General features: G+C 64.0%; 20 protein-coding genes and 1 tRNA gene. 4 read left to right on the top strand and 17 right to left on the bottom strand.

What is annotated here, in order from left to right:
* Positions 1–225: 225 nt before the first annotated feature.
* The 11 genes from parC to rpoZ form a co-directional block, all read right to left on the bottom strand.
* Positions 226–2,484, bottom strand: a complete 2,259-nt coding sequence (parC, locus tag BRAD3257_RS17960) for a DNA topoisomerase IV subunit A (protein WP_122402917.1) — start codon at positions 2,482–2,484, stop codon at positions 226–228.
* Positions 2,485–2,545: 61 nt separating this feature from the next.
* Positions 2,546–2,833, bottom strand: a complete 288-nt coding sequence (locus BRAD3257_RS17955) for a hypothetical protein (RefSeq protein WP_122402916.1) — start codon at positions 2,831–2,833, stop codon at positions 2,546–2,548.
* Positions 2,834–2,933: 100 nt separating this feature from the next.
* Positions 2,934–3,686 (bottom strand): DNA repair protein RecO, encoded by a 753-nt coding sequence (recO, locus tag BRAD3257_RS17950; protein WP_122402915.1) that lies wholly within the window; start codon positions 3,684–3,686, stop codon positions 2,934–2,936.
* A gap of 170 nt (positions 3,687–3,856) precedes the next feature.
* Complete coding sequence (locus BRAD3257_RS17945) at positions 3,857–4,237, bottom strand: hypothetical protein (RefSeq protein ID WP_122402914.1); 381 nt, start codon at positions 4,235–4,237, stop codon at positions 3,857–3,859.
* A gap of 21 nt (positions 4,238–4,258) precedes the next feature.
* Positions 4,259–5,185 (bottom strand): GTPase Era, encoded by a 927-nt coding sequence (era, locus tag BRAD3257_RS17940; RefSeq protein WP_122402913.1) that lies wholly within the window; start codon positions 5,183–5,185, stop codon positions 4,259–4,261.
* Positions 5,175–6,011 carry a ribonuclease III gene (gene rnc, locus BRAD3257_RS17935; RefSeq protein WP_122402912.1) on the bottom strand — a complete coding sequence of 279 codons (837 nt, stop codon included), beginning with the start codon at positions 6,009–6,011 and terminating at the stop codon, positions 5,175–5,177. The genes era and rnc overlap by 11 nt, the downstream gene beginning before the upstream one ends.
* Positions 6,008–6,772, bottom strand: a complete 765-nt coding sequence (gene lepB, locus BRAD3257_RS17930; RefSeq protein WP_122402911.1) for a signal peptidase I — start codon at positions 6,770–6,772, stop codon at positions 6,008–6,010. The genes rnc and lepB overlap by 4 nt, the downstream gene beginning before the upstream one ends.
* Before the next feature lie 249 nt (positions 6,773–7,021).
* Positions 7,022–7,441: a holo-ACP synthase gene (gene acpS / locus BRAD3257_RS17925; protein ID WP_122402910.1), complete on the bottom strand. Its 420-nt coding sequence runs from the start codon at positions 7,439–7,441 to the stop codon at positions 7,022–7,024.
* Positions 7,438–8,190: a pyridoxine 5'-phosphate synthase gene (locus BRAD3257_RS17920; protein ID WP_122402909.1), complete on the bottom strand. Its 753-nt coding sequence runs from the start codon at positions 8,188–8,190 to the stop codon at positions 7,438–7,440. Before BRAD3257_RS17920 ends, acpS begins: the two co-directional genes overlap by 4 nt.
* Before the next feature lie 147 nt (positions 8,191–8,337).
* The gene (locus BRAD3257_RS17915; protein WP_122402908.1) at positions 8,338–10,620 is read right to left on the bottom strand and encodes a RelA/SpoT family protein; all 2,283 of its coding nucleotides are present in this window, start codon (positions 10,618–10,620) and stop codon (positions 8,338–8,340) included.
* 207 nt (positions 10,621–10,827) lie between these two features.
* Positions 10,828–11,220 carry a DNA-directed RNA polymerase subunit omega gene (gene rpoZ / locus BRAD3257_RS17910; protein ID WP_007603391.1) on the bottom strand — a complete coding sequence of 131 codons (393 nt, stop codon included), beginning with the start codon at positions 11,218–11,220 and terminating at the stop codon, positions 10,828–10,830.
* Positions 11,221–11,551: 331 nt separating this feature from the next.
* Here rpoZ and BRAD3257_RS17905 point away from each other — a divergent pair, with 331 nt between their 5' ends.
* A complete protein-coding gene (locus BRAD3257_RS17905; protein WP_027573659.1) occupies positions 11,552–12,196 on the top strand; it encodes a LabA-like NYN domain-containing protein in 645 nt (214 codons plus the stop codon).
* Complete coding sequence (locus tag BRAD3257_RS17900; protein WP_122402907.1) at positions 12,177–12,848, top strand: uracil-DNA glycosylase; 672 nt, start codon at positions 12,177–12,179, stop codon at positions 12,846–12,848. The genes BRAD3257_RS17905 and BRAD3257_RS17900 overlap by 20 nt, the downstream gene beginning before the upstream one ends.
* Positions 12,849–12,930: 82 nt before the next feature.
* On the opposite strand, the gene BRAD3257_RS17895 is transcribed toward BRAD3257_RS17900, so the two are convergent.
* From BRAD3257_RS17895 to dapA, 4 genes are read right to left on the bottom strand one after another with little or no spacing between them, the layout of a single operon-like run.
* Positions 12,931–13,530 (bottom strand): peroxiredoxin, encoded by a 600-nt coding sequence (locus tag BRAD3257_RS17895; protein ID WP_122402906.1) that lies wholly within the window; start codon positions 13,528–13,530, stop codon positions 12,931–12,933.
* A 4-nt stretch (positions 13,531–13,534) separates the two neighbouring features.
* On the bottom strand, positions 13,535–14,008 hold the full coding sequence (gene smpB, locus BRAD3257_RS17890) for an SsrA-binding protein SmpB (protein ID WP_122402905.1): 474 nt from the start codon (positions 14,006–14,008) through the stop codon (positions 13,535–13,537).
* 59 nt (positions 14,009–14,067) lie between these two features.
* Positions 14,068–14,481, bottom strand: coding sequence for a large conductance mechanosensitive channel protein MscL (mscL, locus tag BRAD3257_RS17885; RefSeq protein ID WP_027573655.1), 414 nt, complete (start codon positions 14,479–14,481; stop codon positions 14,068–14,070).
* A 53-nt stretch (positions 14,482–14,534) separates the two neighbouring features.
* Positions 14,535–15,425 (bottom strand): 4-hydroxy-tetrahydrodipicolinate synthase, encoded by an 891-nt coding sequence (dapA, locus tag BRAD3257_RS17880; protein WP_122402904.1) that lies wholly within the window; start codon positions 15,423–15,425, stop codon positions 14,535–14,537.
* A 226-nt stretch (positions 15,426–15,651) separates the two neighbouring features.
* On the opposite strand from dapA, the gene BRAD3257_RS17875 reads away from it, so the two are divergent.
* Entirely contained in the window at positions 15,652–18,144 is a 2,493-nt protein-coding gene (locus BRAD3257_RS17875; RefSeq protein ID WP_122402903.1) for a lytic transglycosylase domain-containing protein, read from the top strand.
* A 462-nt stretch (positions 18,145–18,606) separates the two neighbouring features.
* Here BRAD3257_RS17875 and BRAD3257_RS17870 read toward each other — a convergent pair whose 3' ends face one another.
* Complete coding sequence (locus BRAD3257_RS17870) at positions 18,607–20,178, bottom strand: porin (RefSeq protein WP_122402902.1); 1,572 nt, start codon at positions 20,176–20,178, stop codon at positions 18,607–18,609.
* Between the two features lie 839 nt (positions 20,179–21,017).
* On the opposite strand from BRAD3257_RS17870, the gene BRAD3257_RS17860 reads away from it, so the two are divergent.
* Positions 21,018–21,110: transfer RNA gene (locus BRAD3257_RS17860), tRNA-Ser, on the top strand.
* An 899-nt stretch (positions 21,111–22,009) separates the two neighbouring features.
* Here BRAD3257_RS17860 and BRAD3257_RS17850 read toward each other — a convergent pair.
* Positions 22,010–22,276: a hypothetical protein gene (locus tag BRAD3257_RS17850; protein ID WP_122402900.1), complete on the bottom strand. Its 267-nt coding sequence runs from the start codon at positions 22,274–22,276 to the stop codon at positions 22,010–22,012.
* Positions 22,277–23,413: the final 1,137 nt, after the last annotated feature.

The following is a 23,413-nucleotide window of genomic DNA, read 5'->3' as shown; positions in this document are numbered from 1 at the left end:
GTCAGTTGGAGAGCAGCGCCATCGCCTCTCGTCATTGCGAGCGCAGCGAAGCAATCCATACGCTCGCGATGACGATGTGGAGACAGGTGCGCGCCACACTCTCGCTGTCGTCGCCCGGCTCGACCGGGCGACCGAGTATTCCAGCGACAGCGACGCATACGGAGAAGCCGCGGCGTACTGGATGCCCGGTCGAGCCGGGGCATGACACCGTTGGTGAGAGCCGCCCTACCCGATTACCCGGCCGAACTTGTTCGACTTCGGGAAACCCTTCGGCGGCAGGCGGCCGGCATCACCGCGATTGCCCTGCCACTCGGCAAGCTCCTTCATGCTCGCGGAGAATTCGCGGCCCGCGGAGTCCTTCCAGGTTAGGCCTGCCTTGGCGTCGAAGACAGCGACGTCGGAGAGGCCGCCGTCCTTGTACTTCTGCAACCGCGTCCCGCGGCCGCGCGCCATCTCGGACACCTGCTCAAGCGGGAAGACCAGCATCTTGCGGTTCTCGCCGATGACGGCGACGGTGTCGCCGACCACTTCGGTGATCGCGCGCGCCTCGTTCGGCATGTCGACGTTGAGGACCTGCTTGCCCTTCTTGGTGGTGCCGACGCAATCGTCCTCGTTGACGACGAAGCCCTGGCCCTCGTGGCTCGCGACCAGGAACTTGCGCCCGCCCTTGTGAACGAACAGCGCGACGGGTGCCGCCTCCTGCTCGAGGTCGATGAACAGGCGGATCGGCTCGCCGTGACCGCGCCCGCCCGGCAGCTTGGCGACATCGAGCGAGTAGAACTTGCCGTTGGTGGCGAACAGCAAGAGCTTCGAGGTCGTCTCGGCGAAGAAGGCGAAGCCGAGCTTGTCGTCCTGCTTGAAGGCGAGGCCCGAGAGATCCTCGACATGTCCCTTCATGGTACGGATCCAGCCCTTGTCGGAGACGACGACGGTGACCGGCTCACGCTCGACGAAGGCCTCCTCGATCGCGGCGAGGTCGTGCTCGGGCGCGTCGGCAAAGGTGGTGCGGCGCTTGCCGAGCGGCGTCTTCGGTCCGAACATGTCGCGGACCTTGCCGACCTGCTCGCCGACCTTCTTCCACTGCTCGGCTTCGGAGGCGAGCACCGCGTTGATGCCCTTGAGCTCGGCGCGGAGGTTCTTGTCCTCGGTGCGGATCTCCATCTCCTCGAGCTTGCGCAAGGAGCGCAGGCGCATGTTGAGGATGGCTTCCGCCTGAACCTCGGTGAGCTTGAACGCCTTCATCAGCTCGGGCTTCGGCTCATCCTCGGTGCGGATGATCTTGATCACCTTGTCGATGTTCAGATAGGCGATCAGGAAGCCACCGAGCACTTCCAATCGGTGCTCGATCTGCGCCTTGCGGTAGTTGCTGCGCCGGATCAGCACGTCGCGCAGATGGTCGAGCCATTCGCGCAACGCTTCGGCAAGGCCGACCACCTTGGGGATGCGGCCCTTGACCAGCACGTTGAGGTTCAGCGGAATCTTGCTTTCGAGCTCGGTCAGGCGGAACAGCGATTCCATCATCAGCGCCGGGTCGACGTTCTTCGACTTCGGCTCGATGACGAGGCGAACGTCCTCGGCAGATTCGTCGCGGACCTCGCCTACCAACGGCAACTTCTTCTGGTCGAGCAGCTCGGCGATCTTCTCGACCATCCGCGACTTCTGCACCAGATACGGAATCTCGGTGACGACGACGACCCAGGTACCGCGTGCGCCCTCTTCCTGCTGCCACCTGGCGCGAACACGGAACGAGCCGCGGCCGGTCGTGTAGGCTTCGGCGATGGCCTGCTTGGAATCGACGCAGATGCCGCCGGTCGGGAAATCCGGGCCCTTGACCCACTTCAACAACGCCTTGGATTTCGCGTCGGGCTTCTCGATCAGATGCAGCGCCGCATCGCAAAGCTCGGCGGCGTTGTGCGGCGGAATCGAGGTCGCCATGCCGACCGCGATGCCCTGCGCGCCGTTGGCGAGCAGGTTCGGAAAACCGCCGGGCAGCACGACGGGCTCTTTCGACTGGCCGTCGTAATTGGCGCGGAATTCAACGCCGTCCTCGTCGATGCCTTCGAGCAGAAGCCGCGCGACGTCGGTCATGCGCGCTTCGGTGTAGCGGTAGGCGGCCGGATTATCGCCGTCGATATTGCCGAAGTTTCCCTGGCCGTCGACCAGCGGATAGCGCGAGGAGAAATCCTGCGCGAGACGGACCATGGCGTCGTAGATCGCCTGGTCGCCGTGCGGATGGAACGAGCCCATCACATCGCCGACGATCTTTGCCGACTTCTTGAAGCCCGTACCGGGGTCGAGGCGGAGCAGCCGCATGCCGTAGAGGATGCGCCGGTGCACCGGCTTCAGGCCATCGCGCGCGTCCGGCAGCGCACGGTGCATGATGGTCGACAGCGCATAGGCGAGATAGCGCTCTTCGAGCGCATCACGCAGCGGCACCTCATGGATTTCGGCCGGTTCTTCCGGCGGAACGATTCGTTTTCCCATGCCGCCCGGTTAAACCGTGGGAGCGAATCGGGCAAGGATCGAGTGGTCCCCTGTGGGTGGCCTACTGGCCCGCCCAGCCGGCCGTGAACGTCTGGGTCTTGGCTTGACCCGGCGCTTGGGCAGGCGCCGGCGCATTGGTCAAGCAGCGGCGGGCCGCCTCGATCTCGGCCTCAGTCGCACCATGGGACCGTGCCCATGTCTCTGCGGCGGCAGCGGAATATTTCGCCACATAATATCGGACGAGCGTGCAGGACGCCCGGCGAAATACGCCAGGTTGCTGCTCGCCGGCAACTGCATCGGGCGCAAACGCAAGCAGCGCCGCGGACAAGGCGAAGCCCCTAATCAACATTTAGGCTGTCCCCCCTGTGTGGAACCTGAAAGCGAACTCGACTGGTCCGATTTGGTTCCGCAGGACCGCCCGCAAAGCAGCAATGCAGAATCGCGATGACTCATGGCGCGAAAATCGCCGCTCTCGCCTGCTGTCGCATCAAGGCATTGATGAAGCCGGCCCGCGCATCGGAATGGCCCTGCCCGCGCGGCTCCAGCACGTGGCGCAGCAGGAACAGGCCGGTCAGCCGGAAGCCGTCCTGGAGATCCTGCTCGGTGAGATCGCTCGCGGTCTCGCCATGCCGCAGGAACGGCGGCAGACGCAACAGCCGATCGCGCCACGGCTCGCCAGCGCCGCGCGACACCGCGCCGCCGGATTTCGGCGAGACATAGATCAGGTCCGTGGTCTCCCCGGTCACCGCGCAGTTGTCCAGCGCCAGTCCGAAACCCAGCTCGGCGAGCATCGCCAGCTCGAAATGGATCAAATGCACGGCGGCGCTGCCGATATCGTCGAAATCATCCAGCGAATGTTCGAGCAGCGCAAAGATGTCTTCGTGCGGATCGCGCTCCGGCAAGAGCCGCGCGATCGAGGCGAGATGGGTGACGCCATAGACGCCGTGGGACGAGGCCAGCAGCGTCGCCGCGCGCAGCTTCAATCCCTCGATCGTATAGGTCCCGAGATGCTCGTCGAGCCGTGCCCGCCACACTGCACTGACGCTGTTTCCGGGTTGCAGCAGCGGCCGCATCCGCGAGCTGGCCCCGCCGCGCACGAGGCCCAGATGCCGGCCGTGCGCGCGCGTCAACAACTCGACGATGGCGCTAGACTCGCCATGCCGCCGCACCCCCAGCACGATGCCTTCGTCGGTCCATTCCATGAGGGAATATTACAGGATTCCGGTGCCTCTCGCACGCACTCGTGCCCCGGACAAAACGCGGCGCGCAAGCAACGTGTTGCCGAGCCGGGGCCCATCTCTCCGCGCGCTCCCCGTGTCCCGGCTCTGCGGCGCAGCGCTGACGCGCTGCACCTTGTCCGGGACACGGGGCTTCACGCGTTGAACCAGCCCTGAGCGTCGCCGGTGAAGGAGAAGTACAGGCCCATGGTCGTCAGCGCGCAGGAGACGATCTCGATGGCGCTGTCGAGCTCCATGCCCTTCTCGCCGATGATCTGTCCGAGCGAGATCACCGACAGCACGAGCGCTGCCGCCAGCACCCAGCGCGGCCAGTTCTTGCGCCAGCGCGCCGCGAGCCAGACGAAATGGACCAGCAGCAGAATCATGCCGCCGGCGAGCAGCGTCGCCGTCATGATCATCTGCTCGGTCACCTCGGCATTCGGCGTACGGTCCTGCACGGCAACCGAAAGGGCATCCAGCATCAACGACGCATAGAGCAGCGCTTCGAAGCGCCTGACATTGCTGGGCACGCTCATCGGAAACCGATCTTGTCTTGGTTATTCCTTGGGGAAGTCCAGGCCCATCTCGCGGTAGCGATCTGGATCGTCGCCCCAGTTCTCGCGCACCTTGACGAACAGGAACAGATGCACCGGCACGTCCAGGATCTGCATCAGCTCTTTCCGCGAATCCGCGCCGATCGACTTGATGGTGGCGCCGCCCTTGCCGAGCACGATCTTGCGCTGGCTTTCGCGCTCGACGAAGATCGTCTGCTCGATGCGCACCGACTTGTCCTTGCGCTCCTCCCACTTGTCGGTCTCGACCGTGGACTGGTAAGGCAACTCCTGATGCAGCTTTTGATAGATCTTCTCGCGCGTGATCTCGGCCGCCAGCTGCCGCATCGGTGCGTCCGACATCTGGTCCTCGGGATAGAGGAACGGGCCCGGCGGCACCATGTCCGCGAGCGTCTTGCGGATGTCGTCGACGCCGTCGCCTGAGATCGCCGAGATCATGAACGTCCGCGCGAACTTCATGCGCTCGTTGGCGGCCTGGGCCAGCGCCAGCAGCTTCTCGCGCTGGACGAGATCGACCTTGTTGATGACCAGGATCTTCTCGTGATTGACGCTGGCTGCCTTGGCGAGGATCGCCTCGGCCTCCTCGTCGATCCCGGTTTTGGCGTCCAGCAGTACGCAGACGAGGTCGGCGTCATGCGCTCCGCTCCATGCGGTCGAGACCATCGCGCGGTCGAGCCGGCGCTTCGGTGAGAAGATGCCGGGCGTGTCGACCAGGATGATTTGCGCGTTGTTCTCGATGACGATGCCGCGGATCAACGCGCGCGTGGTCTGCACCTTGCGCGAGACGATCGTGACCTTGGCCCCGACCAGCGCGTTGACCAGCGTGGACTTGCCGACGTTCGGTGCGCCGATCAGTGCGACGAAGCCGCAGCGCGTCGGAGTGGGCGCCTCGCCGCTTGCTTCAGCCGTCATTGCCGCCGCCAACGCCTTCGCGTTCGATCATCACTGAAGCTGCCACCTTCTCGGCCGCGCGCTTGCTGCCGCCGATGCCCTCGGCCGGCGCCAGCCCCGGCAGATCGACCGCGACACGGAACTGCGGATCGTGATGCGGGCCGGTGCGCTCGACCTCGCGGTAAACAGGGGTCGGCAGCCCCTTGCCCTGCGCCCATTCCTGCAGCACGGTCTTGGGATCGCGCAAGGGACGGCGCGGCTTGTGCATCCGCTCGGTCCAGTTGCGCTTGACGAATTCGGCTGCTGCCGCATGGCCGCCGTCGAGGTAGATGGCACCGATCACGGCCTCGCAAATGTCGCCCAGCACCGACTTGCGCAGGCGCGCGTCGGCGCTGGGACCGACCGAGCCCAGCTTGATGTCGTCGAGCAGACCGAGCGACTTGGCGACGTCGGCGCAGCTTTCCTTGCGCACGAGCTCGGCAAGACGCTTGGACAGCTCACCTTCATCGGCGTTCGGGAAGGCATGATAGAGCATGTCGGAGACGACGAGCCCGAGCACGTGATCGCCGAGGAATTCCAGCCGCTGATAGCTGTCGCCGCGCTTGCGCCTGGACTTCAATGCCGAGACATGCGTGATCGCCTGCATCAAGAGGTTCGAGTCCGTGAAGCTGTGGCCGATGCGCGCCTCGAGCGCCGCATTCGCATCCATGCCCTTGGCCTTGCTGCTCCGCGCCCGCTTCTTCTTCGCAGTTGTCTTGTTTGCAGGCGTTTTGGCCGCAGCTTCCCCTTCGGGGCCCGCTTGCGCCTCGATCGGCTGGGTCGCGATGTCCTTGGCTTCGTCTTTCATCGGACGATTTTGAAGAAGCGATTCCAGCGCACCGCCCACGGCCAGCGCCAGAACGTCCAGGCATGCTCGCCTTCAGCGATGGAGAAGAAGATCATCTGGGCGCGGCCGATCAAATTCTCCTTTGGCACGTAGCCGACCTGGCCGAGGAAGCGGCTGTCGGTGGAGTTGTCGCGGTTGTCGCCCATCATGAAGAAGTGACCGGGCGGCACCGTGTAGACGTTGGTGTTGTCCATGTAGCCGTTGTCGGCGCAGTCCAGCGTCTCGTAGGACACGCCGTTCGGCAGCGTCTCCTTCCAGCGCTTCACCCGGGAGATGCCGCCGCCTTCCGAGCCGCAGGGGTCCTCGCCGACATATTCGCTCATGCGCTGCCGTTCGACGGGCGTGTCGTTGATGTAGAGCAGCCCGTCCCGCATCTGGATGCGGTCGCCGGGAAGACCGATCACGCGCTTGATGTAGTCGGTGGAATCGTCCTTCGGAAGGCGAAACACGACGATGTCGCCGCGGTTCGGATCCGAGCCCCAGATCCGCCCCGAGAACAGCGGCGGCGAGAGCGGAATCGAATAGTGGCTGTAGCCGTAGGAATATTTCGAGACGAACAGGTAGTCGCCGACCAGCAACGTCGCCTTCATCGAGCCGGAGGGAATATTGAAGGGCTGAAACAGGAAGGTGCGGATCACCAGCGCGATCAGGAGAGCGTGAATGACGACCCGGATCGTTTCACCGACGCCGCTCTCAGATTTCGTTCCTGAAGTCACGCTCATTGCTCTCTCAATTCCGGCCGCCGGTCACAGAGCGCCCTCCTGGCGCGAACAGCCCATTGCTTCGCGGCCCATGGAGATTGTCCTGATTCTGATAGTGAGGGCCAATTCCGGCGTAAAGCCGAATCCGCCCAAGCTGATTTGCGTTGGCGGACTTTTAGACTGTTGTCGGAGGCCACGCAATCAAGGATCGCATCAAAACTGAATAAGACATTGATTTTACGTACGAATTATAAAATTGAACGGAGGGCGTCAGAGCTTCGCCAGGGGGACGGCGGAAATGATGACAAAGGCCTGCGCCAGCGGCCAGTCGTCGGTGATCGAAACGTCGATCCGCGCCTCGAACCCCTCCGGCGTCAGAGCCTGGAGCCGGGCCAAGGCGCCGCCGGTCAGTTGCATGGTCGGCCGCCCGCCCGGCAGGTTGACCACCCCCATGTCGCGCCACCACACCCCGCGCCTGATGCCAGTGCCGAGCGCCTTGGAGCAGGCCTCCTTGGCGGCGAAGCGTTTGGCGTAGGTCGCCACCACCATCTTGTCATTCTTGGCGCGGCGTTCCGCCTTGGCCCGCTCGGCCGCAGTGAAGATCCGGTCGAGGAAGCGCTCGCCATGGCGCTCGATCACCTTGGCAACGCGGGTGATGTCGATCAGGTCGGAGCCGATGCCGATGATCATGCCCGGCTCCGGCCGCGGTCCATCGCCGCGCGCATCCTGCGCACGGTCTCGGCCAGGCCCACGAACAGCGCTTCGCCGATCATGTAGTAGCCGATATTGAGCTCCATGATCTCAGGAAGGGCCGCGATCGTCTCTGCCGTCGCATAGTCCAGCCCGTGCCCGGCGTGGACCTCGAGCCCCGCATCCTTGGCGAGCCTTGCCCCGGCCACGATCCGCTGCCATTCGGCCTCGGCCTTGTCGGTGTGGCCGTCGACGACGGCGTCGCACCAGGCGCCGGTGTGGATCTCGATCACGGGCGCGCGCAGCCGTGCCGCCATCTCGATCTGGGCGGGATCCGCGGCGATGAACAGCGAGACCCGGATGCCGGCATCGTTCAGCCGTGCGATATAGGGCCTGAGCGCGTTGTGCTGACCGACCGCATCCAACCCACCTTCGGTCGTCACCTCCTGGCGCCGCTCCGGCACGAGGCACACCGCGTGCGGCTTGGTGGCGAGCGAGATCCGCATCATGTCGTCAGTCGCGGCCATCTCGAAATTGAGGGGCTTGGAGATCTCCGCCTTCAGCCGCGCCATGTCCTCGTCGCGGATATGCCGGCGATCTTCGCGCAGATGAGCGGTAATGCCGTCGGCGCCGGCCTCGATCGCGAGCAGCGCCGCACGCACCGGATCGGGATTGCGGCCGCCGCGCGCGTTACGCAGGGTTGCGACATGGTCGACATTGATGCCGAGGCGGAGCGGAGGTGCGGGCATTTCAGAACTCACGAAGCGACATTTCCCTCTCGTCATGCGCGGGCTCGACCCGCCTGCGGGGCCGAAGCCCCTTCGGCGCGGCGAAGGCCCGCGTATCCCTCTTCTTGAAGAGATGGGTTGCCGGGTCAAGCCCGGCAACGACCAGCATCATCCATTAACACGTTCGACACGGGCGACGACCGCCTTCGCGCGCAGCTGGGCCAGGATCGCGCTCAGGTGCTTCAGGTCGTAGACTTCGAGATCGATCGTCGTCTCCGTGAAGTCAGGCGAGCGGCGCTGCATGCTGATGTTGTCGATGTTGCCGTCGTGCTCGGCGATCACGGTCGCGATCTGCGCCAATGCGCCGGGTTCGTTGACGTTCTCCACCTTGATGCGGGCCGGGAAGCGCTGCGGCGCGGAATCCTCGATGTCCCAGCGGACGTCGAGCCAGCGCTCCGGCTCCTCCTCGAAATCCTTCAGGGCCGGCGCCTGGATCGGATAGATCGTGATGCCCTCGCCCGGCGTGACGATGCCGACGATGCGATCCCCGGGCACGGCGCCGCCGTTCGGAGCGAACTTCACCGGAAGGTCGGAATTGATGCCGCGGATCGGGATCGCAACCGGGCTGCGCGGTTCCAAGGATTTCTCCTTGAGCTTGGCGGCCAGCCCCTTCTTGCCGCCGTAGCGCGCGATCCGCTCCTCCTTGTAGTCCGGGTACATCGCACGCGCGACGTGGGACGCCTTGATCTCGCCGCGGCCCACCGCCGCCATGACGTCCTCGATCGAGGTGCGCGCGAGCCGCGGCAGCGCGCCCTTGAGCTTGTCGTCGGCGTATTCGATCTTGGCGCGCTCGAACAGGCGCTCGACGATGCGCCGGCCGAGGCCGACATATTGATCGCGCACCGCGGTGCGCGTGGCGCGGCGGATCGCGGCACGCGCCTTGCCGGTGACGGCGAGCGTTTCCCAGGCCGACGGCGGCGCGGATTGCGCTTCCGAAGTCAGCACCTCGACCTCATCGCCGTTCTGGAGCTCCGAGGACAGTGGCGCGAACTTGCCGTTGATCTTGCAGCCGACCGCGCTGTTGCCGACGTCGGTGTGCACCGCATAGGCGAAGTCGATCACGTTGGCGTGGCGCGGCAGCGCGATCAGCTTGCCCTTGGGGGTGAAGCAGAACACCTGGTCGTGGAACAGCTCGAGCTTGGTGTGCTCGAGGAATTCCTCGGGATTGGCGCTCTCGGAGAGAATTCCGATGGTGTGGCGCAGCCAGGCGAACGCGTTGGACTCGCGCTTGAGGAATTCGGTCGGCGAGCCCACGCCTTCCTTGTAGAAGACGTGCGCGGCAATGCCGCGCTCGGCGATCTGGTCCATCGCCTCGGTGCGGATCTGGAGCTCGACGCGCTGGTTACCGGGGCCGATCACCGTGGTGTGGATCGAGCGGTAGTCGTTCTGCTTCGGCGTCGAGATGTAGTCCTTGAAGCGTCCCGGCACGACCGGCCAGGTGGTGTGGACGATCCCGAGCGCGCGATAACAGGCCTCGATGTCGCTGACGACGAGGCGAAAGCCGAAGATGTCGGACAATTGCTCGAAACCGACCGATTTGCGCTCCATCTTGGTCCAGATCGAGAAGGGCTTCTTGCGGCGGCCATAGACCCGCGCCCCGAGGCCCCTGTGGCGCAGATTGTTGGAGAGCTGGTCCTCGATCTCGCCGATCAGATTGCGGTTGCGCTCGGCGAGTGCGTCGAGCCGCTGCATCACGACCGAATAGGCTTCGGGATCGAGGGTGCGGAAGGACAGATCCTCCAGCTCCTCGCGCATTTCCTGCATGCCCATGCGCCCCGCCAGCGGCGCGTAGATGTCGAGCGTCTCCTCGGCGATGCGCCGGCGCGATTCCGTCGGCACGAAGTCCAGCGTGCGCATGTTGTGCAGGCGATCGGCGAGCTTGACCAGAAGCACGCGGACATCATCGGCGATCGCCAGCAGCAATTTGCGCAGGTTCTCGGCCTGCTTGGCCTCCCGCGAGACCAGCTCGAGCCGCTTCAGCTTGGTCAGGCCCTCGACCAGCGCGCCGATTTCGGGTCCGAAGATCTGGTCGATCTCGGCCCGCGTCGCCTCGGTGTCCTCGATCGTATCGTGGAGCAGCGCGGCCACGATGGTGGCGTCGTCGAGCTTCAGGTCGGTGAGAATCGCCGCCACTTCGAGCGGATGCGAGAAATAGGGGTCGCCCGAGGCACGGGTCTGCGAACCATGCGCCTTCATGGCGTAGACATAGGCGCGATTCAGCAGGTCTTCGTTGGTGTTGGGATTGTAGGATCTGACCCGTTCGACGAGGTCATACTGACGCATCATGCGCGCGCGGGGGCGGGCCGGGCGCGCGACCGGCGCAGTCGGGGCTACGGCAACCGATTCGGTTGCAGCCTGCATCTGCGTGGATCTGCGACGCCGATATACCATTCCGTCCTGCCTTCAAACGGGCCCTGACCCGGCCCGTTGTATACATCCTCGCCCCGATCGCGCTTGTGTCCGATCTATTCGTTGACCGGGCGCAGCGCCAACCGGCAACGCTATGGTAACCACGAAAAGGTCAACAAAAGCAAAGGCCCGAACGACGGTTCGGGCCTTTGATAAGATCACAAGAAGTCGATGATCGCGACTGAGGAATTACTCGTCTTCCTCGGGCTGCTCCTCGGGCGGAGCGAGGCCTTCCAGGCCCTTCAGAAGCTCCTCCTCGGTCATGCGCTCCACGGCGACCTCGGTGTCGTCCGCATCGACGCTGGCACCTGCGGAACCGATCAGCGGCACGGTATCCGGCTCGGGCTCATCCACCTCGACGAACTTCTGGAGCGAGTGCACCAGCTCCTCGCGGAGGTCCTCCGGCGAAATCGTCGTCTCGGCAATTTCGCGCAAGGACACAACAGGGTTCTTGTCGTTATCGCGGTCAACCGTTAGTTGTGACCCGGACGAGATCATGCGGGCACGGTGGGCAGCCAGCAGGACCAAGTCAAACCGGTTGTCGACCTTGTCGATACAATCTTCTACGGTGACGCGAGCCATGGACTGTCGCTCCGTTGTGGGTGGGACGAAAAGATGTGGATGATTGGGGCTAGTTATAGGGGCCGGGACGGTTTCGCAAGGCCAATTTGTAATTTGGCCTCGCCAAACGGCTCTGCTAACCCCACATTGGGGCTGGGACGGGTGGTTTTCCCCGGGCTGCCAACAGGGGCGGCCCCGAGTGTATGCGAGTCCGCCATAACTATACCTTGATTGCCCCGACTTCTCCGGATTTGCGGTTTCGACGGGTCTCAGCGCCACTTTAGAACCGCGCGGCTTGCTGTCCCCGCGCCAACAAAAAACGATCAATCTCGAACACTACGCGAGCAACTGAATGTCACCTTCTCCTACCAACAAGATCGCGCTCTTCATCGATGGGGCCAATCTGTACGCGACGGCGAAAACTCTGGGCTTCGACATCGACTACAAGCGCCTGCTGAAGGAGTTTCAGAGCCGCGGGACATTGTTGCGGGCGTTCTACTACACGGCCATCATCGAAGACCAGGAATACTCCTCGATCCGCCCGTTGATCGACTGGCTGGACTACAACGGCTACACCGTCGTCACCAAGGCGACCAAGGAATTCATCGACGCCTCCGGCCGCCGCAAGGTGAAGGGCAACATGGACATCGAGCTCGCGGTGGACGCCATGGAGCTCGCCGAGCACATCGACCAGATGGTGCTGTTCTCGGGCGACGGCGACTTCCGCTCCCTGGTCGAGGCGGTGCAGCGCCGCGGCGTACGGGTCACGGTGATCTCCACCATCGCCAGCCAGCCGCCGATGATCGCCGACGAGCTGCGCCGCCAGGCCGACGTCTTCACCGACCTCGTCGAGCTGCAATCCAAACTCGGCCGCGATCCGTCCGAACGCCCCGCCCCGCGTGACCGCGGCGAGCGTGGCGAACGCCACCACGCCCCGCAATTCCTCCAGCGCGCAACGACGATGGCGCCGAGGGGCGATGACGACTTCGAGGAGTGAGGCGGCCCGGTCAAACCGCCAGCCTCTCACCGTCCCCGACCGTGACTGTCCGCTCTGTCCGCGCCTGGTCGCCTTTCGCGAGGCGAACCGCGCGCGTGAGCCATCCTGGCACAATGCGCCGGTTGCGCCCTTCGGCGACATCAAGGCGCGCCTTTTGATCGTGGGCCTCGCGCCGGGAATGCAGGGCGCCAACCGCACGGGACGGCCGTTCACCGGCGATTATGCCGGCGACCTGCTCTACGCCACGCTGGTCGAATACGGCTTTGCCAGGGGCACCTATCAGGCGCGGCCCGACGATGGCCTGACGCTGGTGGACTGCCGGATCGCGAACGCGGTGCATTGCGTGCCGCCGCAGAACAAGCCGCTGCCGTCCGAGATCAACACCTGCCGCCAGTTTCTTGCGGCGAATCTGGCAACGATGCCGAACCTGCGCGCGATCGTCGCGCTCGGGCGGATTGCGCACGACAGCGTGCTCAAGCCGCTGAATCTGAAGGGTTCGCAAGCCCCCTTCGGCCATGGCGCGGTGCATCAGGCCGGCGCGTTCAAGCTGTACGACAGCTATCATTGCTCGCGCTACAACACCAACACTGGCGTGCTGACGCCGGACATGTTCCGGAGCGTGTTCGCGAGGATCAAGGCCGACCTCGACTAGGCCTCATGCTGGCCTGCCGGTCGTGGTTCACCTCTCCCCAACGGAGAGATGCGCCCTCGGCATGCGCCGGCTCAACCAAAACTCATCCGACCTTTGCGGACGATCCGTTGGCCGGATTGGCCTTCAGCCAATCGAGCACATCGCCGGCGTTCCGGTCGGGCGGGAACACCGGATAGAACACATGCGTGATCCTGGCGTCGTCGATGATCAGCGCCAGGCGCTTGATCAACGTCAGGCCTGCGACCTCCATGGTCGGCAAATTCAAGGCGCGCGTCAGCGCCAGCTTCTCGTCCGAGAGCACCGGGAACGGCAGATGCAGGCGCGAGGCCATCTCGGTCTGGTAGTCGTTGCTCTGGGTCGAGAGGCCAAACACATGGGCGGCGCCCGCGGCCTTCAGCTCGGCGAATAGATCGCGGAACGCGCAAGTCTGCGGCGTGCAGCCGCGCGCTCCCGGAATCATATCCCAATCGTCCACCAGCGCGATCTTGCCGGGCTCGCCGGTACGCGGATAGGCGAACACCACGGTCCGGCCACGCAGCGCCGACAGCGTCACCGACCGGTCGTCGGTCGCGAGCAGGCCGATCGGGGGCAGCGTCATGCCAGTCAGATGCGCGGCACCGCCGTCATCGGTGGGCGCCGGAATCTGGCTCCAGTCGACCTCGAGTAGGTTCCGCTGGTTCATCGCATTATCCCCTCGCCCGCATCAGCCGGCCCTTCTCGCGACTCCAGTCGCGCTTCTTCTCGCTCTCGCGCTTGTCGTGCAGCTTCTTGCCCTTGGCAACCGCGAGCTGCAATTTGGCGCGACCGCGCTCGTTGAAGTAAAGCTTGAGCGGGATCAGCGTCATGCCCTCGCGGTCGACCGCCCCCATCAGCTTGTTGATTTGCCGGCGATGCAGCAGCAGCTTTCGCGGCCGCTTGGGCTCGTGATTGAAGCGATTGCCCTGGAGATATTCGGGAATGGTGGCGTTGATCAGCCAGATCTCGCCGTCCTTTGAATCGGCGTAGGATTCCGCGATCGTGCTTTTGCCGCTGCGGATCGACTTGACCTCGGTGCCGGTCAGCGCAATGCCCGCCTCGACCGTGTCTTCGATCGCATAGTTGAAGCGGGCCTTGCGATTCTCCGCCATGACCTTGATCGGACGTTCGTTCTTATCGGCCATGATGCGTTAACCTGATCGAGATGGGCGCGGATTCTAACAGTTCGGATGAAGCGCGCGCGTCACTTCTTGAGGAGATCGCGGATCTCGGTCAGGAGTTCGACTTCGGCCGAGGGCTTTGGCGGCGCGGCCGGAGCGGCCTCGTCCTTGCGCTTCAGGGTGTTCATGGCGCGGATCACCAGGAACAGCACGAACGCGATGATGATGAAGTTGATCGTCAGCGTGAGGAAGCTGCCCCAAGCCAGCACGGCGCCTTGCTTTTTCGCATCGGCTAAGTTGGTGGCTGTGACCTTCGCCGACAAGGGGGTGAAGTAGTTCGAGAAGTCGAGCCCGCCGGTGACGGCACCGATGATCGGCATGATCACGTCGCCGACCAGCGAGTTGACGATGGCGCCGAACGCCGCGCCGATGATGACGCCGACCGCGAGGTCGACGACATTGCCCTTCATCGCGAACTCGCGGAACTCCTTCAGCATCCGTGCGCCCTTCTCCTCGACGCTCATGAAAGACCCCCCGGCGTGCTAAGGCGTCAGTTGATCAGTCCGGCGTGAACCATCGCGCTGCGCACGGCAACGCGGGTCGGCTCGGAAACCGGAACCATCGGCAGCCGCAACGTCTCGTCCAGCTTGCCGAGCAGCGACATCGCGTACTTGATCGGCGCCGGGTTGCTCTCGATGAAGAGGTTGTTGTGCAGCGGCATCAGCTTGTCGTGGATGGCGAGCGCCGACTTGGTGTCACCCTTCTGCCAGGCGGCGTGGAACTCCGAGCACAGGCGCGGCGCCACGTTCGAGGTCACCGAGATGCAGCCATGGCCGCCATGGGCCATGTAGCCGATGATGGTGGCGTCCTCGCCCGAAAGCTGGTTGAAATCCTCGCCCATCGCCGCGCGCTGCTGCGACACGCGAACCATGCTGGCTGTGGCATCCTTCACGCCGGCGATGTTCTTCAGCTCCCACAGCCGCTTCATGGTGTCGACCGACATGTCGATCACCGAGCGCGGCGGAATGTTGTAGATGATGATCGGAATCCCGATCGCATCGTTGATCGCCTTGAAGTGCTGGTACATCCCCTCCTGGGTCGGCTTGTTGTAATAGGGCGTGACGATCAACACGGCGTCTGCGCCCGCCTTCTCGGCGTGCTGGGAGAGTTCGATCGCCTCCTTGGTCGAGTTGGAGCCGGCTCCCGCGATGACGGGCACGCGGCCTTTGGCCTCAGCGATGCACCATTCGACGACCTTCTTGTGCTCGTCATGGCTGAGCGTCGGGCTCTCGCCGGTGGTGCCGACCGGAACGAGGCCGTTCGTCCCCTCGGAAATCTGCCAGTTGACCAGGGAGCGGAAAGCCGCCTCGTCCAGCGAGCCGTTCTTGAACGGGGTGACCAAGGCGGTGAACGATCCCCGGAATTTCGTCTTGGCTGCCATGGACTTCCTCCGTACGCGGCAATCTTGAGAGCAAGCCCCATACATATCGGGTCTATCCCGGCGGTAAAAGGGCCGCCTCGGTGCGAGGCTGCGTTTAGGCCGCGATTTTGCCGCGGTGATGGTGCAAATCGGACCGAGGTAAGCGGGCGTTGGTATTTTCTCCGCATATTCAATCAAATTCAGCTAGGTCTTGAGCCACTTCACTGATTCGGGGCGACCAAACGCCGTGACCTCCTTTGCTCGTGCCACATGGCGATCCCTAGGTCTGGCCGTGTGCCTGATGGCCGGGCTGTCGGTGGGCTGCGCCGCGCTCGCCAAGTCCAATGAGTCCAATGAGATGGCCGCGGAGGCCAAGGATACCGCGAAGCCAGCCGCCAAGGACGCGGCGAAGGAGCCCGTCAAGGGATCAGCCAAGGCCTCAGCCAAGGGAACCGGCAAGGACGCAGCGAAGAGCGCGGGCAAGAGTGCGGCTGGCGCCCCGGCCAAGGACGCAGCAAAGAATCCTGCCAAGGATGCTGCTGGTAAGGAACCTGCGAAAGACAAGTCGAAACCCGCCGCAGCAGTCTCCTCGCCAAAGTCACAGCCGACCGCGAACGGGTCGCCGGCCAAAACCGCATCACCCAAAACCGCACCGCCTAAGACCGCACCGCCCAAGACCGCACCGCCCAAGACCGAGCCGGCGGTGACGGCCACCGTCAGACCCACCGCCCCTGTCACCGCCAAGCCGGTTACAGCTCCCGTCCTGGCTCCTGCGACGCGCCAGCATGCGGCGCCGCGCAAGCCGGTCATCCCGGCCGCCGTCGCTGCGACGTCGTCGACGTCGCAAGCGGACAAGGACACGCTGGAGAGCGTCATCGAGCTCGTGCGCAAGCGCAAGGCCGGTGACGCCACCAATGCGGCCACCGGCATATCGGATCCGGTCGCGCGAAAGCTCGCCGAATGGATCATCCTGCGCAGCGAGGATAACGGCGCGAGCGTGGAACGCTATCGCGCCTTCCTCTCCGCCAATCCGAGCTGGCCGTCGCAGACTTTCCTGCGCCGGCGCCTCGAGGCCGCGATGTGGGACGACAGGCGCGACGATTCGGTCGCGTGGTCATGGTTCGAGAACGAGTCTCCGATCTCCGCCAAGGGCCGCTTCATGCTCGCCAAGGCGATGCTGGGGCGCGGTGACCGCGCCAATGCCGAGCGGCTGGTGCGCGAGGCCTGGCGCAGCGATCCGATGTCGGAGGAGACCGAGAACAACGCGCTCGACCAGTTCGGCGCTCTGCTTACGCCGGGCGATCAGAAGGCGCGGATGGACACCCTGCTCTACGGCAGCGAGACCGAGGCGGCGCTGCGCGCCGCAAAGCGGCTCGGCGCCGGCTATGTCGCGCTCGCCAAGGCCCGCATCGCCGCGGTCAAGAAGGCGCCGAACGCGCGGGCACTGCTCGACGCGGTGCCGCGCGAGCTGCACAGCGATCCCGGCTTCATCTTCAGCAAGATCCAGCTCTTGCGCCGGGAGGAGAAGTTCGCCGAGGCCGCCCAGCTGATGCTGTCCGCGCCCAAGGATCCGGGTCGCCTCCACAATCTCGACGAATGGTGGATCGAGCGGCGCCTGTTGGCGCGCAAGATCATCGACACCGAGGAATTCCGCAGTGCCTATCTGATCGCGCGCGACGCCGCCCTGCCCTCGCGCGACATCTACAAGACCGAGCAGGAGTTCACCGCCGGGTGGATCGCGCTGCGCTTCCTCAACGACCCCGCGACCGCCGCCCAGCATTTTGCCCGCATCGGCGTCGGCAGCGTCAACCCGACCACGCTGGCGCGCGCCGGCTATTGGCAGGGCCGTGCCGCGGAGGCGATGGGCCGCCAGCAGGAGGCGCGCAACGCCTATGCCCGCGCGGCCGAGCAGTCGACCAGCTATTACGGCCAGCTCGCGCGGGCAAAACTCGGCCTGCCGCAGATCGAGCTCAACAGCCAGCCGCGCGGGCGCGGCGCCGAGCGGCTGGAGATCGTGCGCGCCGCGCAACTGCTCTACGAGCTCGACGAACGCGAGCTCGCGGTGCCCATGCTCGCCGACATGGGTGAGAACGGCGATCCCGAGGCGCTTGCCGGCCTTGGCGAGCTCACCCAGCGCTACAGCGATGCGCGCGGCATGTTGCTGGTCGGCAAGGCCGCGCTCAATCGCGGCCTGCCGTTCGACTTCTACGCCTACCCCGTCAATGGCATTCCGCATTTCACGCCGATCGGCCCCGAGGTCGAGCGCAGCATCGTCTACGCCATTGCCCGGCAGGAGAGCGCGTTCAATCCGTCGGTGGTCTCGCCGGCCCAGGCCTACGGGCTGATGCAGGTGACGCCGGATGCCGCGCGCTATGTCTGCAAGCGGCACGGCGCGACCTACGACCTGGGACGGCTGAAGAACGATTCGGTCTACAACGCCACGCTCGGCTCGGCCGAGCTCGGCGGACTGCTAGAGGATTATCGCGGCTCCTACATCATGACCTTCGCCGCCTACAATGCCGGCCGCGGCAGTGTGAAGAAGTGGATCGAACGCTACGGCGATCCGCGCGACCCCAAGGTCGACGCTGTCGATTGGGTCGAGCTGATTCCATTCTCCGAGACGCGCAACTACGTGCAGCGGATCATGGAGAACCTGCAAGTCTACCGCGCCCGCTTCGGCGGCGGCACGCGCCTGCAGATCGAAGCCGATCTGCGCCGCGGCGTCGGAAGCGTGGAATAGCCGATCTCCGCTCTCGCTTCGCAGGCCGGCGCATCGGGGAACGAGCGCCGTCCCGGTCAGGACCCGAGCAGGCGAAGCATCTCGATTGATCGACCACTACCCTCGGGCGTCCTCCCGACTCGCGGCTCAAGCGCGGCGGCGACTGCGGTCAGATCGGGAAGTTCGGCGGTGGCCCGTCTCTCGACAATGAGACGGCGGTCCACTCCTGCTGCAAGGCCCGACCCGCAGTACGGTCGCACGGCCGAGCCGGCCGACGCGGCAGCCCTCCCCGGCGTATTCTCGCTCGGGACTTATGGCGCGGATCCCCCTCCCACGACAACCCGCATCGGGTCGCACCGAACCATCGATGGAGGGGAGCAGCGCGAGCTCGGCACTTGGCGCAAGACCGTGGGCATCCGACGCCAGAAAGAAAAGCCCCGGCGGTTTCCCGCCGGGGCTCTCTGTCAGGTCATTAGACCGAACTTACCAGTTGCGCTGAGCGCGGAGCAGCAGGGTGATGCTGTCCTGATCCTTCAGCTCGTACACAGCGGCCGGCTTGGCCGACGTGCCGGACGGGCCGATCGGGCCAACCGTGCCGGAATACTTCTGGTCGAGATGGGTCCAGTTCAGGTCGGCCGAGAACGTCAGGTTCTTGACCGGAGTCCAGCGGGTGATGATACCGACCTGGCCGATCGCGAAGTCGGGGTTGCAGCTCGTCACACCAGCGAGAGCCGCTCCCGTGACGAACACGCCACCGACGCCGCAGAGCGTGGTCTTGGCGAGCGTGCCGAACTGGGCCTGAGCGTAAGCACCGTAGAGCGCGGTGTTCCAGTACGGATCCCAGTTATGGGTATACGCACCACGGAAGCCCCAGGTCTTGACCGTCTCCTGCGAGCTGCCGGTGACGTACACCGTGTCAGGAGCATTGGCGAAGCCGACGCTCTGGTAGGCAATGCCCGAGCTGCCGAACATCTGATAGGAGCTGCCCGCCAGGTTCTGGAAGTTGTAGCGGGTCGCACCGTCGGTGTAGACGCCCTGGATGTTGATCGTGTCACCCGCGCCGGTCGGGATGTTCTTGATCGAGAGGGCGAGCTGAACCGCCCAACCCCACTTGTCGTCGGGGTGGCCAGTCAGCTCGGTCGCGCCGTAATAGCCAACGTGGTTGTCATGCGCAGCGACCGACGCCTGGAACAGGCCCCAGGCCTGGTCGACGCGGACCATACCGACAAGGTTCGGCGAACGCGAGCCGCCGATGGCATTGGTGCCGTAGGAGCCAGCGAGGATGCCGGCCGCAGTCGCGCCGGTCATGTTGAGGTTGCCGGCCTGATAATAGGCCGTCGCGTCTTCCGCCGAGAACGCCGCCGTCACGCCCTGACCGAAGTCAGCGGTGTAGGTGAACTGGTTGACACCAGTGACCGTGCCGCTGCCGCCGACGAGGCTGTCGATGTTGTTGCCGGGATAGTTGGTCCAGGGCGCGTCGAACTGCGACACGGCCTTACCCATGGTGAAGCCGGCGAACTGGATGAAGGCGTAGTACACGCCGAGCGAACCGCCCGAGGTACCGCCGTCAGTCGGGTTGATCGTCGTTCCGCCGACGAGACCCGTACCGGCAGCGTTGAGCGCAACGCCGCTCGTATACTGGGTGCCGCCAGTTCCCGAGCCGGTGGCGACAAAGCCGCCCGTGGTCCAGGAGAACGTCGCATCGAAGAAGGTGCGGACGACGCCGTATTCGGTGGCCGTGCGCGTGTCGATGTTGAGATCTTCACGAGCGCGCATGGTGTAGTAGTTGCTCAGGCGATTGTGCGCACCGGCGGGAGAGCCGTTGGCAATGCCGTAGATGCTGTTGGTGCCCAGCCCGACTTCAGCGCGCAGATAACCACCCAGCTTGATGCAAGTGTCAGTGCCCGGGATATAGTAGAAGCCCGCACCGTACAGCGAGCAGATCTTCACGTATTCGACCGCCTTGGCCTTCACGGGGAGATCGGCTGCCTGCGCTCCGCCCACGGCGATCAGACCCGCCGCTGAGCCGAGCAAAAGGCTCTTAACCAACTTCATGTTAAACCTCCAAGTTGCTCTTCAGGGAAGGTCACTGACCGGACGGCCAATTCCCCAACCCCCTCTAAATCACCGCTTTTGGCCCCTTCGCGCCTTCGGACACACCCGCATGAACGCGAGGGACTTAAGCGAACGACCTAAACGGGACGACCTCGGGATGCCCCCCTCCGTCGCTCAGTCACAATTACCGAAGGTCCTTGCACACACAACAAGAGAACGCTCCGAAACGGGCCGATGAGGCGTGTTTTCCGACGGGTGTTGCACAAATAACACGCAGATGTGATCAAGTCGCCCTCGTAACACATTGTTTATATTTATATTTTTTGAGCGGTTCCATTTGCCATCAAAGTTCCGCACATGAGGCACCGCAGCCGAGACCTCGGCCTGGAGCGGCTTTGATGCGCTGGAATCGTAGAATCAGAAGGAGACTCAATGGGCAGGCATCGCCCGCCTCCGCGCCTCCAGTTTGACACAAGCGCGGTCACAACAACGCCCGAGCCGCGCGGCAAACACTCTTAATCGAGTTATCGAGGCGGAGATGATTGGGAACGGACCGGCAGCTCGGCGGTCAAGACGCAGGGATGCCGACGTTCCATGGGACCCCGCTCACGTATCATTGAATTTCCTAGCAAATTCAGCTTCTGACACGAGCAAGCAGGCTTCTCCATGCGGAACATCCTTGCGCCTTGTGTCAGATGTTCCAGCTTTGGGGCCTGTTCTTTACGGCGTCACCCGCGCGAACAGACCCGTTTGTTTCGAAAGTCACTGGGAATATTCGAGCGAAAACACACGCTTCCAAATTGACCGCCCCAAGTAATTAGAGGCATAAGGCTCGCACCGGAGAGGTGGCCGAGTGGCTGAAGGCAACGCTTTGCTAAAGCGTCATACGGTCTCAAGCTGTATCGAGGGTTCGAATCCCTCCCTCTCCGCCACCCAGCAGCTTGTCCGGCCCGGAGACATGGGTAACGAAACGTACCTAAGAGATGGGTGACAACCTCGTGCCGATCGGGTTGTCGCGGGGTTTCAAAGTCATCTGCTCCAAGTTCGCTTAGTTGAGGCCGATGGCCTGCAATCTGCTGCATTTCAGCGTGACGCATTCATGGCACGGCTATTTTTGCTCGGCTCGCGCTGTCGCCGTCAACCACGCGCGTGCCGCGCCCTTCGGGCTTCGGGGGTTGACCGCGACAGCGGAGCCAAGCAAGTGGCCCTCCATGCCAAGAATGCACAAGAGCGCGTCTCCGTCAGGGCGCCGTGGTCGTGGCGGAGACATCAGTGATGGGCCTCGGACCGAACGGGTTGTCGCTTTCCACGGCATCCACACCTCCCGCAGAACAAAAGCGGAAAGTGTAACCCATGTGCCCGGTACGTTCTGTCACCTATGTCTCGGGCCGCTCAAGCAGAATCATCCGAGGTCTTCTGCGTTCTCTCAGCTGAAGCGGGCGTGACGCCGGCGCGAAAGCCCGGCGCAAGGATGAGCACGGCGAGCCCAGCTCGATTCGCGTGCTCCTTAATATATGTGTGCACGCACCTAGACGACGGATCGCCCTATCCGCCAATGCGAGGGCGAGATCAGCATAGGCTCGTCAGCCCAAACATTGAACCAGACGCCGCCCTTACGCCGGCATGGAAAGGGCCAGGGCACAATTCCCGTCTTGTGCAGACGCCCGAGTTCCAGATCGCACTCGCCGGGAGCGATCTGAATCGGCAGCCATTGTTCATTCGTAGCCGGGTTGCTCATGCCGTCGGACTTTAGGCGGCGGCACCGGGGAGAAACTTGCTTCAGCGCAACCGGGCCCACCCGTGCGAACACGGGTCAGAGGCGATTCTCGTCTCAGTGCGCGCAGACCCAGGCCCTCGCCTCGCGCTGCGCAACCGAGATCTCGGCGTCCGACATCTGCCCGGCGACTTCCTGGCGCAGCGCTACGGCGTCCTTGCGGCCTTTCAACGCGGCGAGGTTGAACCATTTGTGCGCGGCGACGAGATCGACGATCCCGGAGCGGCCGCTCGCCCAATAGATCCCGCGCTCGAACAGCACGTCCGACAGCGCGCTCGCGTCGACCGGCGTTGCCGTCTCCAGATCGAAAGTACCCTGAAACATCACGCATCCCCTTTGTTCTTATGCCGGTCCCGTTCCCCGAGCGCGGCTTCCGTCCACAAAGCTGTTCAACTCATCCCCATGCCGTTTGCCGGCTTGTTGGAGGCGATGATGGCGGGCAAATTTGAATGGCAGTTTAAGTATCGCGATGAAGCAGACGTAAACGCGAGCGGGCGAGGCCGGCGAGAGGAATTCGAGAAGCCCCTGATTTGCCGGCACTTCTGCAATTCGTCAGCTTCGGTTTACCGCGGGATTTTGGGAGAACGATAACCATTGCGCGCGGACGGATGTGCGGCGTGGCGTACTGCGTGCAGCTCATCGTCGTCAGCCGCGCAGGCGGGTGACCCAGTATTCCAGAGACAGAAGTCATCCCCCGAGAAGCCGCGGCGTACTGGATCGCCCGGTCGAAGCCGGACACAGCGAATGGGGATCCCTGCGTGCGAACAATGGAATCAGGGCCCCAGCCCTCGCCTGCTCCAAGGCAGAACACCGACGTCGGCGCGGACGCGTCGCGGTCAGATCAACAATGTCGGGGGGAATGGAATGCCGGCAATGCCCCGGCTTCGAGAGAACGAGGGCGTCGGCGAACACGTCAGGACCAGATTCCACTTTGGCCCGAAGGCCTCTCGTGAAATTGCGGAGCCCCCAAGAAGGAGAACCGCACCGAACGAAGAAAACTCGTTTCTTCTGCCGGACCGCGAAAGAGAACAGCCCGACCGTTGACCTGATGTCTCGCCGACACCCTCTATCGTCGACCAGAACCTCCAGGAGGCGCTGATGACGTGCCGGCTATCTGGAGCCGGCAACTTCAGAAGCGAAGTTACTTCTTCTTCGCGACCTTGCGGGTCTTCTTCGCAGTCTTCTTCACTGCGCTCTTCGCCTTCTTCGCCTTCTTCGCCTTCTTCGCTTTCTTGGCCATGTTGCCCTCCGATGTGTGAGATGGCTTTAATCGCTGCGTGCACTCGGGGATCGAATGCACTTCATCCCGAATACACCAACACGAAGAAAAAAACAGCTTCTCGCTTAAAGAAGTGTTGACGCAGCAAGGCGCGTGCGCTTGGCGGGCGCGACGCAGGCGCTTCGCATCATGTGCGATTGCGATCGAGCAGAGTGATCGCATCGTCGCCGTTCGCGAACGAC

The sequence above is a fragment of the Bradyrhizobium vignae genome (assembly GCF_900324035.1).
In the GTDB taxonomy this organism is placed as follows: domain Bacteria; phylum Pseudomonadota; class Alphaproteobacteria; order Rhizobiales; family Xanthobacteraceae; genus Bradyrhizobium; species Bradyrhizobium vignae.
Note: the sequence above shows the minus strand (reverse complement) of the source record. Positions and strands in the feature narration are given on the sequence as shown.